The organism is Streptomyces sp. NRRL S-1022 (genome assembly GCF_000720135.1).
Taxonomy (GTDB): Bacteria; Actinomycetota; Actinomycetes; order Streptomycetales; family Streptomycetaceae; genus Streptomyces.
This window is the reverse complement of record NZ_JOIU01000010.1, coordinates 187,712-203,113: the sequence shown is the minus strand read 5'-3', so window position 1 is coordinate 203,113 and position 15,402 is coordinate 187,712. Positions and strand designations below refer to the sequence as shown.

General features: G+C 70.6%; 12 protein-coding genes and 1 pseudogene. 6 read left to right on the top strand and 7 right to left on the bottom strand.

All coding sequences use genetic code 11. The features are described from left to right. Positions 1–177 precede the first annotated feature (177 nt). The 3 genes and pseudogenes from IG05_RS0115775 to IG05_RS0115765 form a co-directional block, all read right to left on the bottom strand. Positions 178–1,941 (bottom strand): thiamine pyrophosphate-dependent enzyme, encoded by a 1,764-nt coding sequence (locus IG05_RS0115775; RefSeq protein WP_030343059.1) that lies wholly within the window; start codon positions 1,939–1,941, stop codon positions 178–180. Between the two features lie 66 nt (positions 1,942–2,007). Then, positions 2,008–3,591, bottom strand: coding sequence for an FMN-binding glutamate synthase family protein (locus IG05_RS0115770; RefSeq protein ID WP_030343058.1), 1,584 nt, complete (start codon positions 3,589–3,591; stop codon positions 2,008–2,010). Continuing rightward, positions 3,588–4,103, bottom strand: a pseudogene (locus IG05_RS0115765) (family 1 glycosylhydrolase); the annotation flags it as partial. The pseudogene IG05_RS0115765 and the gene IG05_RS0115770, both read right to left, overlap by 4 nt. On the opposite strand from IG05_RS0115765, the gene IG05_RS0115760 reads away from it, so the two are divergent. Continuing rightward, positions 4,073–4,795, top strand: a complete 723-nt coding sequence (locus tag IG05_RS0115760; protein WP_051789865.1) for a hypothetical protein — start codon at positions 4,073–4,075, stop codon at positions 4,793–4,795. The pseudogene IG05_RS0115765 and the gene IG05_RS0115760 sit on opposite strands and share 31 nt — an antisense overlap. Before the next feature lie 345 nt (positions 4,796–5,140). After that, positions 5,141–6,478, top strand: coding sequence for a cellulase family glycosylhydrolase (locus IG05_RS0115755; protein WP_030343053.1), 1,338 nt, complete (start codon positions 5,141–5,143; stop codon positions 6,476–6,478). 58 nt (positions 6,479–6,536) lie between these two features. On the opposite strand, the gene IG05_RS0115750 is transcribed toward IG05_RS0115755, so the two are convergent. Together IG05_RS0115750 and IG05_RS0115745 are read right to left on the bottom strand one after the other, a co-directional pair. Next, a complete protein-coding gene (locus tag IG05_RS0115750; RefSeq protein WP_030343051.1) occupies positions 6,537–7,577 on the bottom strand; it encodes a LacI family DNA-binding transcriptional regulator in 1,041 nt (346 codons plus the stop codon). Continuing rightward, a complete protein-coding gene (locus tag IG05_RS0115745; protein ID WP_030343049.1) occupies positions 7,574–10,018 on the bottom strand; it encodes a glycoside hydrolase family 2 protein in 2,445 nt (814 codons plus the stop codon). The genes IG05_RS0115750 and IG05_RS0115745 overlap by 4 nt, the downstream gene beginning before the upstream one ends. Before the next feature lie 269 nt (positions 10,019–10,287). Between IG05_RS0115745 and IG05_RS0115740 the strand changes: the two genes are divergently transcribed. The 3 genes from IG05_RS0115740 to IG05_RS0115730 all read left to right on the top strand — a co-directional run bounded on the left by IG05_RS0115740 (position 10,288) and on the right by IG05_RS0115730 (position 13,508). Continuing rightward, complete coding sequence (locus tag IG05_RS0115740; RefSeq protein ID WP_030343048.1) at positions 10,288–11,607, top strand: ABC transporter substrate-binding protein; 1,320 nt, start codon at positions 10,288–10,290, stop codon at positions 11,605–11,607. A 105-nt stretch (positions 11,608–11,712) separates the two neighbouring features. Beyond that, positions 11,713–12,669, top strand: a complete 957-nt coding sequence (locus tag IG05_RS0115735; protein ID WP_030343046.1) for a carbohydrate ABC transporter permease — start codon at positions 11,713–11,715, stop codon at positions 12,667–12,669. Further along, positions 12,666–13,508: a carbohydrate ABC transporter permease gene (locus IG05_RS0115730; protein ID WP_030343044.1), complete on the top strand. Its 843-nt coding sequence runs from the start codon at positions 12,666–12,668 to the stop codon at positions 13,506–13,508. Before IG05_RS0115735 ends, IG05_RS0115730 begins: the two co-directional genes overlap by 4 nt. An 82-nt stretch (positions 13,509–13,590) precedes the next feature. Here IG05_RS0115730 and IG05_RS0115725 read toward each other — a convergent pair whose 3' ends face one another. Then, positions 13,591–13,776, bottom strand: a complete 186-nt coding sequence (locus IG05_RS0115725) for a DUF397 domain-containing protein (protein WP_030343042.1) — start codon at positions 13,774–13,776, stop codon at positions 13,591–13,593. Further along, a complete protein-coding gene (locus IG05_RS0115720) occupies positions 13,773–14,636 on the bottom strand; it encodes a helix-turn-helix domain-containing protein (protein WP_030343040.1) in 864 nt (287 codons plus the stop codon). The genes IG05_RS0115725 and IG05_RS0115720 overlap by 4 nt, the downstream gene beginning before the upstream one ends. Before the next feature lie 166 nt (positions 14,637–14,802). Between IG05_RS0115720 and IG05_RS0115715 the strand changes: the two genes are divergently transcribed. Further along, positions 14,803–15,255, top strand: a complete 453-nt coding sequence (locus IG05_RS0115715) for an ATP-binding protein (RefSeq protein ID WP_037813842.1) — start codon at positions 14,803–14,805, stop codon at positions 15,253–15,255. The last annotated feature ends 147 nt before the right edge of the window (positions 15,256–15,402 follow it).

Here is a 15,402-nt window from a genome sequence, read left to right as displayed (position 1 = left end):
TTCGGCGCCACCCGGGACGGATCCGCGATCTCCGGAACGTCCACCGCACGTCCAGCGGTCTGCACGGTCGTCGTCACCATCATGCGCCCCTCCCAGTACATCAACTCTGCCGGCGCCGGTCTCTCGTCCGGCAAGCCGCGTCTACCCCGGTCATCGGCGGCCACGCCTGGAATTTTTTCATTCCCCGCTCGTCTCTCCGTGGCTCCGCACGATTTCCTTCACCTTGGCCACCGCGAAACCCCAGCCCTGCTCGACGGTCGGCTTGGCCGGTACGGCGATCTCGTCGGGGTTGGTGAGGACGTCGAGCAGGACCGGGCCCGGGGTGCGGAAGGCACGTCGTACGGCGCTCTCCACCTCGTCCGGGTCCGTCACGCGGATGCCGGTGATGCCCATGGCCTCGGCCACGGCGGCGAAGTCGGGATTGTCGAGGACCGTACCGAACTCGGGCAGACCGGCCTGCTCCTGTTCCAGTTTCACCATGCCCAGCCGGCGGTTGTCGAAGACGACGAGCTTGACGGGCAGGCGGTACGTCTTCAGGGTCATCAGGTCGCCCAGGAGCATGCTCAGCCCGCCGTCGCCGCAGAAGGCCACGACCTGGCGCTCGCGGTCGAGGACCTGCGCGCCCAGCGCCTGGGGCATGGCGTTGGCCATCGAGCCGAGGTTATACGAGCCGATCAGCCGCCGCTCGCCGCGCATCTCGACGAACCGGGAGAGCCACACCGTGGCCATGCCGGTGTCCGAGGTGAAGACGGCGTCGTCGGCGGCGATCCGGTCCACGGCCGCCGCCAGCGCCTCGGGGCGGATGTCGTGCGTGCGGTTGTCCAGCGCGGAGCGGATGCGGCCCACGAGGCCCTTGTCGTGCGAGGGGTCGGCGAGCCGGGCCTGACCGGCGCGCCACTGGTCGAACCGTTCGCGCGCCTTCTCCAGGTGCGAGCGGTCCCGCGCGCCGTCCGTCCCGGCGGGCGGGGCGGCGAGGTGGTCCAGGAGGTCGCGTACGGTGGCGCCGGTGTCCCCCACCAGTCCGACGTCGACCGGTACCCGGCGCCCGATGTGGGTGGCCTCGGTGTCGACCTGGATCACCTTGCGGCCCTCGGGATACCAGTCGCGGTAGGGGAAGTCCGTGCCGAGCAGCAGGAGCGTGTCCGCGTCCTGGAGGGCCGACGCGGCGGCGGGGTTGCCGATCAGACCCGTCTGGCCGACCTGGAAGCGGTTGGTGCCGCCCTCGAAGCCGGCCTTGGCCTTCAGTGTGAGCACCATCGGCGCGGCCAGGCGGTCGGCGAGGGCGAGGACGTCCTCGCGGGCGGCGCGGGCGCCCTCCCCGACGAGCAGGGTGACGCGCTCGGAGCGGTCGAGGAGTTCTGCGGCGCGCCGGACCGCCTGCTCCTCCGGCCGGCTCACCGGGGGGTTCAGGGAGAACCGGGCCGGCCGGTCGGCCGTCAGTTCCCGCTCGCCCAGGTCGCCCGGCACGGTGAGGACGGCGACCCCCTTGCGGCCCAGCGCGTGACGGACCGCAGTCTCCAGCATCTGCGGCAACTGGTCGGGCGAGGTGACGGTCGCGCGGAAGACGGCCACGTCGCTGAAGAGGGCGTCGTTGTCGACCTCCTGGAAGTAGTCGCTGCCCAGCTCGGCGAGCGGCACCTGACCGGCGATGGCCAGGACCGGGGCGTGGCTCTTGGCGGCGTCGTACAGCCCGTTGAGGAGGTGGACGGAACCGGGTCCGACCGTGCCCATGCACACACCGAGGGTTCCGGTGAGCTGCGACTGGGCGCTCGCGGCGAAGGCCGCCGCCTCCTCGTGCCGGCAGCCCACCCACTCCACGCCCTCGGTGGTGCGGATGGCGTCGGTCAGGGGGTTGAGCGCGTCTCCGACGACGCCGAACACCTGGCGCACGCCGAGTTCGCTCAGCGCGTCCACGATGGCGCGGGCAACGGTACGGGCCACTTCAGTCCTCCAGGTCACGCGGTTCACTCGGTCACGGGTCTACGCGGTCGGCGCCGTTCGCACCGTTCACACGGCGAAACGGCCGGGGTCGGCGGCCTTCCAGTCGGCCGCCCAGGAGGCCGGCGGCTCCGCGAGCAACTGCCCCGGCTCCAGCCACTCGTACAGCTCCTCGTAGGAGCGCTCGGTGAAGGGGTCCACGCGCTGGCGGAGCATGTGCGGACGCAGATCCGCGGGATCGGTGACGCCCATCGACGCCATGATCTGCAGCGCGCTGGCCACGGTCGCCTCCTGGAAGCGCCGCACGCGCGGCGCCTTGTCGCCGACGTCCAGGGCGCGCGCCCGCCGGGGGTCCTGGGTCGTGACCCCGGTGGGGCAGGTGTTCGTGTGGCACCGCTGGGCCTGGATACAGCCGACGGCGAACATCATCGCCCGGGCCGCGTTGCCGTAGTCCGCCCCCTGCACCATGCGTTTGACGAGGTCGGTGCCGGTGGCGATCTTGCCGCTCGCCCCGATCCTGATCCGGTCGCGCAGGCCCGTGCCGACGAGGGCGTTGTGCACGGTGAGCAGGCCCTCGGTGAGCGGGGCGCCGACGTGGTCGGCGAACTCCATGGGCGCCGCGCCCGTCCCGCCCTCGCCTCCGTCCACCACGATGAAGTCGGGTGCCGTCCCCTCCTCCAGCATCGCCTTGCACACGGCGAGGAACTGCCGGCGCGAGCCGACGCACAGTTTGAAGCCGGTCGGCTTGCCGCCCGCCAGGTCCCGCATCCGTGCGATGAACCGCACCAGTTCACGCGGGGTGTCGAAGACCCGGTGGTACGGCGGCGAGATCACCGTCCGTCCCTCGGGCACGTCCCGCACCCGCGCGATCTCGGCATTGACCTTCGCGCCCGGCAGCACCCCGCCGATGCCCGGCTTGGCGCCCTGCGAGAGCTTCAGGGACACGCACTTGACGTGCTCGTGCGCGGCCTTGTCGGCGAACTCGGCCGGGTCGAAGTCACCGTCCCGGGTGCGGCAGCCGAAGTACCCGGTGCCTATCTCCCAGATCAGGTCGCCCCCCGGCCGCAGGTGGTAGTCGGACAGGCCGCCCTCGCCGGTGTCCTGGGCGAATCCCCCGGCCTTCGCGCCCGCGTTGAGCGCGAGCACTGCGTTGGCGGACAGCGAGCCGAAGCTCATCGCCGACACGTTCAGCAGCGCCATGTCGTACGGCCTGGTGCAGTCCGGTCCGCCCACCCGGACCCGCGGCGGGGTCTCGGGCACCGGGCAGGGTGCCATCGACGGTACGAGGAACTCGTAGCCGGGCTGGTACACGTCCCGTTCGGTGCCGTAGGGCTGCTCGGCGTCGGTGCCCTTGGCCCGCTCGTAGACGATGGTGCGTACGTCCCGGTCGAAGGGACGGCCGTCGAAGTTGCGCTCGACGAAGTACTGCTGGAGTTCCGGACGGATGCGCTCCAGCAGGAAGCGGGCATGCCCCAGCACGGGATAGTTGCGCAGCACCGAGTGCCGGCGCTGCAGCAGGTCCCCCGCGCCCAGCAGACCGAGCACGGTGAGCGGCACGGCGGCGAACCACCACCACGGGGAGACGACGACCGCCGCCACGAGCGCCGACGCGCCGGTGAGGAGGGCCAGGACGACGATTGCGATGCGGGTCACCCCACGCTCATTGCCGTGCGGGCGCTTCCCAGTCCTGTGACTTTCCCGGGACCGGCGTACGAGCCGTCCCGCGGCCCGGAGGAGGCGTCACCCGGGCGGTGGGCGGCCCAGGGGGAGGAACCCTGCCTGATCGGGTCCCGGTACCAGTGGGAACCGTCCTTCGGGACGCGCCTCCGGGTGGCGTGGTCGACGTACACGAGACCGAACCGCTTGCTGTACCCGTAGGCCCATTCGAAGTCGTCGAGGAGGGACCGGACGTAGTAGCCGCGCACGTCGACGCCGTCGGCGATCGCGGCGGCCACGGCCCTGAGGTGGCCGTCGAGGTAGACGATCCGCTCGGGGTCGTGGACAGCCCGTCGGAGGCGCCGCCGCAGGCCGACGAGCAGTTCGTGCAGGGCCTGCGGGGCGACCGGCCAGCCCATGGCCGTGTGCCGGGCCTCCGGTATGCCGACGCCCTCGAAGCGGTTGTCGTCCGCCGTGCGTGAGAGCGGCTCCGGTTCCCGGTAGGGCGCGTGCGCTCCGCTCGGGCCCGGAGGAGCCCGCCCTGCGGGACGCCTTCTCCACGCTCCTCTCCCTGTCCCCCGAACGGCTCGCGGAGGTCGACGGCGCGCTGGCGGAGGGTGCCCGCCGGCCCGGTCCCCTCCGCGAGATCCTCGCGGTGTACGCCGGGATCGCCCGGGCCCACCCGGCCGATCCCGGCGTCCCGGCGGCTCTCCTGATCAGACACGTCCGGCTCGCGTCCGGTGAGGCCCTGTTCCTGGGGGCGGGCGTACCGCACGCCTGTCTGCGGGGGCTGGGCGTGGAAGTGACGGCCGCCTCGGACGACGTCCTGCGCTGCGGCCTGACGAGCAAGCACGTGGACGTGCCGGAACTGCTGCGCGTCGTCCGCTTCACCTCCCTCCCGGCGCCGGTGGTCCGCCCCGTGCCCGGGGTGGCGGGCGAAGAGGTGTACCCGGCACCCGTCGACGACTTCCGGCTCTCCCGCCTGGTGCTGGACGTGCGCGACGGCGCACGCGCGCTGCCCGGACCCGGGCCCCGGATCCTGGTGTGCACCGCCGGCACGGTCCGGGTCACCGGTGCGCGGCACGAGGTCGTCCTCACGCCGGGCGCGTCCGCCTATGTGCCGGCCGGCGAAAGGGTCGCCGTGTCCGGCGAGGGAACCGTATTCGGGTCCACCGTCGGCGGCCCGGTGGCCCACGACTGAACTCCTACTAAACTTAACCGGTTTGGTCACCATGGTTGAACAGGCGGACCAATCGCCCTAGCCTCTCTCCCAGTCGCCGATCGTGAGGCCTGACCGAGCCGCTTTTTTCCGTGGCGAGGTCCGTACGTGGTCTCCGCCGGTGCTTTATCGTCCCGCTGCCCGGTGAGCCGCTGAACACCACCGGGCGGCGGGATTCCACACCGGCTCGCACCTTTCCCATTCCGGCTTTCCGGCGCACCGCCGGGGCCGGCGCGAGCCGGTGGCCCGGTCACACAGTGAAACGGCAGTGCCGTGTCGCCGGCACGTCCCGGCCCGGCGGCACGCACCACCCCCTTGGGAGCATGCATGAGGAAGAGACTGGCCACCGCGGCGGGAGCGTTGCTGGCCCTGGCGGCCTCGATACTGGCCGCACCCGCCCCGGCGCAGGCGGACACAGGGACCGCGCCGGGGTTCCACGTCGCCGACGGACGGCTGCTGGACGCGAACGGCAAGGAGTTCGTCCTGCGCGGCGTGAACCACGCCCACGCCTGGTACCCCACCAGGACGGCGCAGGCACTGAAGGACATCAAGGCACTGGGCGCCAACTCCGTGCGCGTGGTGCTCGCCACCGGTGACCGCTGGAGCAGGAACGACACCGCGGACGTCGCGGCCGTCGTCGCACAGTGCAGGCAGAACCGGCTCGTCTGCGTCCTGGAGGCGCACGACACCACCGGCTACGGCGAACAGGACGGGGCCGTCACCCTCTCGCGCGCCGTCGACTACTGGATCGGCGTCAAGGACGCGGTGCAGGGCCAGGAGAAATACGTCGTCCTCAATATCGGGAACGAGCCGTACGGGAATTCCGGGTACACGGCATGGACCTCAGACACCAAGAACGCCCTCGCCCGCATGCGGGCAGCCGGATTCCATCACACGCTGATGGTCGACGCCCCCAACTGGGGCCAGGACTGGTCCTTCACGATGCGCGACCACGCCGCGGAGGTATTCGCCGCGGATCCGGAGCGCAACACCGTGTTCTCGATCCACATGTACGGCGTGTTCAACAGCGCCGACAAGGTCAAGAGTTACCTTGACCGGTTCACCTCACAGCATCTCCCCATCGTCGTCGGCGAATTCGGCAACATGCACTCGGACGGCGACCCGGACGAGGACGCCATCATGTCCACCGCGCGGCAGCTGGGGGTCGGCTATCTCGGGTGGTCCTGGAGCGGCAACGGCGGCGGCGTCGAGTACCTGGACATGGCCACCGGCTTCGACGCCTCCCGGCTCACCGCCTGGGGACAGCGCATCTTCTCGGGACCCGACGGGATCCGGCAGACCGCTCAGGAGGCCAGCGTCTTCACCGGCACCGGTTCCGGCAGCGGAAGCTGCGCGGTCGGCTACCGTCTCAGCGACTGGGGCAGCACGTTCAACGCGGACGTCACCATCCGCAACACCGGCACGACGGCCGTCAAGGGCTGGCAGCTCGTCTTCGCCTTCCCCGGCGGGCAGAAGCTCGGCTCGGTGTGGAACGCCAAGGCCGTGCAGCAGGGCGGCGAGGTCCGGGTGAGCAACGAGTCCTGGACGGAGACGATCCCGGCCGGCGGCACCGTGAGCTTCGGCTTCAACGGCTCCTCGGCCCCCGGCACCAACGGCGTCCCGGCCGCCTTCAGCCTCAACGGCACCCCCTGCGCGACGAGCTGACCACTCCCCCGGCACGCCGAAGGGCCGCGTCCGCCGAGGACGCGGCCCTTCGGCATCGTCAGGACTGACCCGCTCCCGGCGCCGGCGCGGTGGAGCCGCGCGGGATCAGTGACGGTGTCGGCACCTGGTGGCCGCCCGTGTTCGTGCCGGCGACCACGTCGAACAGCACCCGCGCCACCTCGGCGCCGAAGTGGTGCACGTCGTGGCTCATGGCCGACAGCGTGGGATGGGTGATCCGGCACAGCTGCGAGTCGTCCCAGGCCAGCAGCGACAGATCGTCGGGGACGGTGAGCCCCATCTCCGCTGCCACGCCCGCTCCCGCGACCGCCATGATGTCGTTGTCGTAGACGATGGCCGTGGGCCGGTCGGCGGCGAGCAGCAGGGTCCGGGTGGCGCGTGCGCCCTCCTTCTCGTCGAACCCGGTGCCGATCTGCCGCGCCTCCTCCAGGCCCAGCTCCCGGATCGTGTCGGCGAAGGCACGGGTTCGGATGGCGCTGTGTCCGAGGTCGGCGGGGCCGCCGACGCGGGCGATGCGCCGGTGGCCGAGGGCCGCGAGGTAGCGGACCGCCTCGGCGACCGCCGACGCGTCGTCCGTCCACACCGCGGGGAAGGGTCCGGTGAGGGAGGGGTGGCCGACGGCGACGGCGGGCATGCCGAGGCCCTGCAGGGAGGACACCCGGGGATCGTCCTGGCGGAAGTCCACCAGGATGGCGCCGGCGATCATCCGGCCGCGCCACCACTCCTTGTAGAGCGAGATCTCCTCGTCGAGGTCGCGCACCAGCCGCAGCAGCAGCGAGCAGGACCGCTCCGCCAGGATGCTCTCGATGCCGGAGATGAAGTCCATGTAGAACGGCTCGAGGCCGAGCAGCCGGGCGGGGCGGCACAGGGCGAGCCCGACGATGTCGACCCGCCGGCTGGACAGGCTGCGCGCGGTGGCGCTGGGGGCCCAGCCGAGCTCACGGGCCACCGCGAAGATCCGCTCCCGGGTGGCCTCGGAGACCCCGGGCTTGTGGTTGAACGCCAGCGACACCGCGCCTTTGGACACCCCGGCGCGGGCCGCGACGTCCTTGATGGTGACGCGTTCCGGTGAGCCGCTCACACCACGTCCACACAGAACAGGGCGGCCTTCGCCGCGTCGGCCGTGACGGAGCCGCAGCCGCTGACCCGGATGCGCGTCCGCTCGCCGGGCAGCAGGGTCTGCCGGCCGCTGTCGCAGACGGCGGCCGGGTCGAGCCGGTCGGGCTGGAGCAGGAGATCTCTGACGAGGGTACGGGCGCTCACCACGACATCGACTCTATCCCCCTGGCCTGGCACCGGCTCCACGGTGACGTCATAGGCCGGGCGCGGCTGGGCGAACTCCTTGTCCGGCACCGGGAAGTGCAGGGCGCGCAGGACTTCCCCGTCTTCCCGGCTCTCGCCGTCGTGGGGGCGGGGCGACTCCCAGGCGTCGGCCACCAGGAACTCCTTCGCGGACCGCTCGTCGGGCGTGAGCGCCGCGGGGACGGCGAGCCGGGCCACGGAGCGCGGCTCGGCCGACACCTCGACGACGGCTTCGCCGACCGTGGTGCCGTCGGCCGCCATCCGCCGCAGGGTCACCGAGGTCCGCCAGGGCGTGGCGGCCTGGTTGATCACGGCGAGCACCAGGCCGCCGGCGTCGGGGCGCAGGGTCAGCAGCCGGTCGGCGTAGACACGGCGCAGCTCGTGGTGGAGCGGCTTGAGGCGGCCGTCGCCGTCGACGGCGGACCACGAGGTGACCGGCCAGCAGTCGTTGAGCTGCCAGACGATCGTGCCGGCGCACACCGGCCAGTGCGAGCGCCAGTGTTCGATGCCCTCCGCGACCGCGCGGGCCTGCACGAGCTGGGTGAGGTAGTGCCAGCGGTCGAAGTCGTCCTCGGGCAGCGGGAAGTGCCGGGCGACGCCGCGGCTCAGCTTGCCGTTGCCGTCCTCGGCCTTCTGGTGGTGGAGCATGCCGGGTGCATCGGGGGCGAGGTCCTCGCCGGGCAGGGCGCGGTGCAGGGTGGCCAGGGCGGGCGGCGCCTGCCAGCCGAACTCCGCGACGAAGCGGGGCACGCTCGCCCGGTACTCGGCGTAGTCCTGCCGGTTCCACACCTCCCAGGAGTGGTGGGTGCCGTGGGCGGGGTCGTTGGGGTGGTGGTCCCAGGACCCGGACCACGGGCTGCCCGCGGTGTAGGGGCGGGTGGGGTCGAGCTCGGCGACGATCCGCGGCAGCAGGCCGAGGTAGTAGCCCTCCCCCCAGGAGTCTCCGGCGAGCGGGGCCTCCCAGTCCCAGTCGCGGAAGCCCCACAGGTTCTCGTTGTTGCCGTTCCACAGCACGAGCGAGGGGTGCGCCATCAGCCGGACAACGTTGTCCCGCGCCTCGGCCTCGACCTCCCCGCGCAGCGGCTGCTCTTCCGGATAGGCGGAGCAGGCGAACAGGAAGTCCTGCCAGACCATCAGGCCGAGTTCGTCGCACGCGTCGTAGAAGGCGTCGTTCTCGTAGATGCCGCCGCCCCACACCCGCACCAGATCGGCATTGGCCCCGGCGGCCTGGGCGAGGCGGGTGCGGTAGCGCTGGGGCGTGACCCGGGAGGGGAAGGCGTCGTCGGGGATCCAGTTGACGCCGCGGGCGAAGATCCGGACGCCGTTGACGACCAGGGTGAAGGCGGTGCCGTGCTCGTCGGCCGAGCGGTCGACCTCGATCGTGCGGAAGCCGATCCGCCGCCGCCAGGTGTCGAGCGGGCCGGTTGCGTCGCCCAGGGTGATGTCGAGGTCGTACAGGGGCTGCTCGCCGTAGCCGCGGGGCCACCACAGGCGGGGGTCCGGGACGTCCAGGCGGAGCACCGCCTCGTCGCCGCTCAGTTCGGCCTCGGCGTGCACACCGGCCACTTCCGCCCGGGCGCGCAGGACCCGGTCGCCGCCCTGTGCGGTGCGCTCGACCCGCAGCCGTACTTCCACCCGGCCGGTCCCGTCGGCCACGGTGACCAGGGGACGCACTTCGGCCAGGCGGGCGGTGGACCAGTGCTCCAGCCGGACCGGCCGCCAGATGCCGGCGGTGACGAGCGTGGGTCCCCAGTCCCAGCCGAAGTTGCAGGCCATCTTGCGGATGTACTGCGAGGGCTCGGGATAGACGTTGGGCCGCTCCCCCGTCACGGCGCGTACGGCCGCGGCCTCGTCGTAGGCGGAGGCGAAGCGGACCTCCAGTTCGCCGGTGCGTCCGGTGACGTCGAACCGGTACGTGCGGTGCATGTTGCGCGTGGTGCCCAGGGGCCGGCCCGCCAGCGTGAGGTACGCGGCCGTGTCGAGCCCCTCGAAGACGAGATCGGTGCGCTCGTGGGCGCTGTCGTGGCCGAGGTGCCGGACGTATGTCCAGGCACGGCGCCCCACCCAGGCGACGTCGGCTTCGTTACGGCCGAGGTAGGGGTCGGGGATGACCTGAGCGGCCAGCAGATCGGTGTGGACGCAGCCGGGGACCGTGGCCTCCAGCTCGTCCTCCCCGTGGCGCAGGCACCAGCCGTCGGTGAGCTGGGTGACGTCCTTCATAGTTGCGGCTCCAATCGCCTGACGCAGACCGGTCGACGGACAACGGCGGACAACCTAACCCGCTGATCAACACCCTGTCTATAAACCGGTCTATCTACGTCCCCGTACGGAAACTCCTGGAAAGTCGCACGTGAAGCCAGCGTGCGACATCAGATGATAACGATTGAGTATCACCATCGAAATTCAAGCTTTACCGGTTCACCAGCGACTGACATAGTGCCGACATCCCACCCACGGAGCCGAGCCGCCATCCTGAAGGAGTTGGGCACATGAGGACGAGAAGGACGTTCACGGGAGCGCTTGTGGCGACCGCGATACTGAGCGCCGCCGGATGCGGGGGCGGGGGCACGGCCTCCGGCGAGACCGCCAAGGCACCCGCCGACCCGGCCGACGCCTCGGGCACGATCAAGGTGCTGACGGCCCGCACCGACCTCGTGCAGAACGGGACGATGGCCCGGTACGCCGCCGAGTTCAACAAGACCTACCCCAAGGTCAAGGTGAAGTTCGAGGCCCTCACGGACTACGAGGGCGAGGTCAAGATACGGATGAACACCGAGGACTACGGCGACGTCCTGATGATCCCGGCCGCCGTCGCCAAGAACGACTACCCGAAGTTCTTCGCCCCCCTGGGCACCACCTCCGAACTGAGCGGCAAGTACCGCTTCAGCGACAAGACCGACGTCGGGGGCAAGGTCTACGGCATCGCCCAGTTCGGCACCGCCAACGGCTTCGTCTACAACAAGGCCGTCTGGAAGAAGGCCGGCGTCACCAAGTGGCCCGCCACGCCCGGGGAGTTCCTCGCCGACCTGAGGGCCGTCGAGGCGAAGACGGACGCCCTGCCGTACTACACGAACTTCAAGGACGGCTGGCCGCTGACCGCCTGGAGCAACAACATCGGCTCCGTCACCTGCGACGGAGGGGCCGGCGACAGGCTCGCCGGCGCCGTGTCCCCCTGGCGGAAGGGCGGCGAGCTGAACACGATCGACTCCCTGCTCTACGACATCGTCAAGGGCGGCCTCTCCGAGAAGGACCCGAGCACGACCAACTGGGAGGCGTCCAAGGGCATGATCGCCCAGGGGAAGGTCGCCACCATGCAGCTCGGCTCGTGGGCCATCACGCAGATGCGGGACGCGGCGCAGAAGGCGGGCAGGAACCCCGCCGACATCGGCTTCATGCCCTTCCCGGTGCAGAAGGACGGGAAGTACTGCGCCGTCCTCGCCTCCGACTACCAGCAGGCGGTGAACATCCACTCCTCGCACAAGGCGGCAGCCCGGGCCTGGATCGACTGGTTCACCGACAAGTCCGGCTACTCGGCCAAGGAGGGCGCCGTCCCGGCCGTCAAGTCCGCCCCCATGCCGGACACCCTCAAGGACTTCGCTGACAACGATGTCAGCTACGTCGAGCGCTCCGAAGCGAAGACCGGCGAGGTCAACGCGATCGACAACGCGGCCGAGATCGGCCTGAGCAAGCCGGACTACCGCCAGAAGCTGGTCGACCTCGCCCGCGGCGCCCAGAAGGGCAGCCTCGACGACTACTTCGCGGACCTCGACAAGCGGTGGGACGAGGCGGCCCGGACCGCCGGCTCCTGACCGGCGCCCCCTCCTCCTCCCCGTGCACACCGCCATCGGCCGGGCCCCGTCCGCGCCGGACGGGCCCGGCGGCCGGTGCGCACCCGCGAAGACGAAAGGTCCGGCATGACCGAGACGACCCACACGGCGCCCGCCAAGGTGCCGCGCGACACCGCACCGGCCCGCACGCCGGTCCCGGACGGCGCACGCCGGGGCGGGGGCCTGCTGCGCCGGCTCACCCCGTGGCTCTTCCTGGCCGTCCCCCTGGCACTGCTGATCACGTTCACCTACGTGCCCGTCGGCAACATGATCTACTACAGCTTCACCGACTGGGACGGCGTCAGCCCGGACCGCCACTTCACCGGCGTCGACAACTACGAGCAGATCTTCACCCGGCCCGAACTGTTCCGGGTGTTCTTCGTCAGCTTCTACTACCTCGCCGCCTCCGCCGTACAGATCGTGATCGCCCTGTACTTCGCGAGCGTGCTCAGCTTCGACCTGCGGTTCCGGAACCTCTTCAAGGGGATCCTGTTCTTCCCCTACCTGATCAACGGCGTGGCCATCGGCTTCGTCTTCCTCTACTTCTTCCAGGACGGCGGCACGCTCGACTCCGTGCTGTCCTGGTTCGGCGCCGGCTCCGACCACGCCTGGCTGGGCGACCCCGAGTCCGCCAACACCTCCCTGGCGGGAGTGTCCGTCTGGCGCTTCACCGGCCTGAACTTCGTCCTGTTCCTCGGCGCGATCCAGTCGATCCCCGGCGAGCTGTACGAGGCGGCGCAGCTGGACGGTGCCACCCGCTGGCAGCAGTTCCGGCACATCATCGCCCCGAGCATCCGCCCGGTGGTCAGCCTTAGCGTCATCCTGGCGATCTCCGGCTCCCTGTCCGTGTTCGAGATCCCCTACATCATGACCGGCGGCGCGACCGGCACCACGACCTTCGTCATCCAGACGGTGAAACTCGCCTTCCAGTTCAACAAGACCGGACTGGCCTCGGCCGCCGCCGTCGTCCTGCTCCTGATCATCCTGCTGATCACCTGGATCCAGCGCCGCCTCGTGCCCGACGAGAAGGTGGACCTCGTATGACCACGCCCCTGCCCGCCCGGCGCCGCCTCGCACCGGCCCTCACCTACCTGTCGCTGATCGTCGCGTCGCTGGTCGTCCTCGGCCCGCTCGCCGTCGTCTTCCTCACCTCCCTGAAGACCTCCAAGGAGGTCACCGACGGCGGCCCGCTCTCCCTGCCGGACGACTGGCTGAACCTCGACAACTACGCGACGGCCTTCGCCGACGGCAAAATGCTGTCGGCCTTCTTCAACACCACCGTCATCCTGCTGTTCTCCATCACCGGCACGGTGATCATCGGTTCGATGACCGCGTACGCCATCGACCGCTTCGACTTCCGGGCCAAGAAGCCGATCATGGCGCTCTTCCTGATCGCCACCCTGGTGCCCGGCGTCACCACGCAGGTCGCGACCTTCCAAGTGGTCAACAGCTTCGGCCTGTTCAACAGCCTCTGGGCGCCGATCCTGCTCTACATGGGCACGGACATCGTCTCGATCTACATCTTCCTGCAGTTCATCCGGGGCATCCCCGTCTCGCTCGACGAGGCCGCGCGCCTGGACGGGGCGAACTCCCTCACCATCTACTGGAAGATCATCCTTCCGCTGCTCAAGCCGGCGATCGCCACGGTCGTCATCATCAAGGGGATCACCGTCTACAACGACTTCTACATCCCCTTCCTCTACATGCCGTCGGAGGACCTGGGCACCATCTCCACCGCCCTCTTCCGCTTCAAGGGCCCGTTCGGCGCGCACTGGGAGGACATCTCGGCCGGCACGATCCTGGTGATCGCCCCGACCCTCGTCGTCTTCCTCTTCCTCCAGCGCTACATCTACAACGGCTTCGCGCAGGGTGCGACCAAGTGACCTCGCCGGGATCCGGTGCCGGACGCCGGCCGGGCATGACGGTCCGGTTCCCGGCGCGTCACCGGCAGGCTGCCGGCGCGGTTCAGGACCCCGCCGCGTACCGCACGAACCTCGCCCACCCGTCCCGGCCGACGGCGAGGTGAGGACGTGCCACGTCCTTGGAGTCGCGCACGTGCACGGCCTGGTGGGTGACGGCGATTTCGATGCAGCTGTCTCCCTGGCTGCCGCTGTAACTTGACTTGAACCAGGCGAGTTCAGTCGCGCTCATAGTTCTCCTCGGAGTCGCTCCAGCAGACCCCGCGAGTCCTTGGTGTTCAGGGCCTGCGAGCGCAGTGTGTCATAGCGCTGCCGCAACAGAATCACCTCTTTTGGGTCGGTGATCAGGCGGCCGTTCTGCTGCCCCTCGGAGTAAGCAAGTTGCTGGCCTTTGGGCGTCTCCAGCAGTTGGAGGGGTCCATCCAGGCAAGCATGTAGTCCAGCCTCCAGCGGGACAAGCTGCAGCATCACATTGCGCGGCGTGCTGAGCTCCAGCACGTGGTCGAACATCTCCCGCATCTGCCCGGCGTCACCGAACCGCCGCCGGAACACGTGCTCCTCCACGATGAAGCTGAACGGCGTCGTCGGCCGCTCGAACAGCATCCGCTGCCGCTCCATCCGCCTGGCCATGAAGTCCTCCAGCAGATGGTCCGGCGCCACGGGTACGGTCCCCTCGAACACCGCCCGCGCGTACCCCTCCGACTGCAAGAGCCCCGGCACCAGCCGGCACTCGTACGTGCACAGACTCACCGCGACCTTCTCCAGCCGGGCCCACCGCCGGAACCACGCTGCCAGCCCGGTTTCACCCCGCGTCAGGAACTGCGCTGCCCTCCTGAGCGCCCCGGTGTTGCCCAGAGCCTGCTCCGCCCGCTCCACGAAGGACTCGTCCGGCATCCGCCGCCCCAACTCCACGGACTCCACCGTGTGCTTGGAGAACCGGACCAGTTCCGCGAACTGGGCCCTGCTGAGTCCAGCATGTTCACGCAGGGCCTGGACGACGGCTCCGAACGTCCGCAGACTGTCCGACGGATCGGGCTCGCGCTCCCCCTCACCGGCCGGGACGTCCTCGCTCTCCCTCACGCCAACCGTCATCCGCGGCCACCTCCAGATGCGTACGAACCGTGCCGTGTTCCGCCGTCGGCAGCACCCAGGGTGACGGCAAGGCGGCCGTACCGTCCACAGAACGTGTCCGTACGCTGACGCACCGTACGGGCCGCACTCCTGGCACACGGCCCCGCGCGCCCGTCACGGTGGGCCCATGCACGTAACCCCACCCCACCTCGCGCCCTGCGTCCGCGCCTTCTCCCAGCTCCTGTCCTCCACCCGCCGCGGCGCCCGCCTGGCGCGGCTGCTCGCGGTCGGACAGCTCCGGGCCTGGCAGGTACCGCCCGCGGCCATCGAACGGGCGGAGCAGATCGTCGCCGAACTCGCGGCGAACGCCGCCCTTCACGGCCGCGTCCAGGACCGCGACTTCCGGGTCTCGCTCACCCTCGACACGGCGACCGGTGCCCTGCGCATCGCGGTCACCGATGCCCGCGGCGAGCAACCGCCTCGCGAGAACACGAAGCCGGAGCCGACGCCGGATGCCGAGGACGGCCGTGGTCTGCTCCTCGTCACCGCCCTCGCCGACCGCTGGAGCACGGACCCGTATCCAGCCGGGGGCAAGACCGTCTGGGCCGAACTCCGCGTCCACGAGCCTTTCCCGGGCTGAGGAGGCCCGGCCGGTTGCGCTGCCGGCGACGGCGCCTCCCCGGCTCCGAGAACCATGCGTCCCGGACCGGGGCCGGCCTCGGACACCTGCCGGGCCGACTGGACATCGGGAACGACTCGTCGCCGGGTTTCACCTCGTGCACATCGG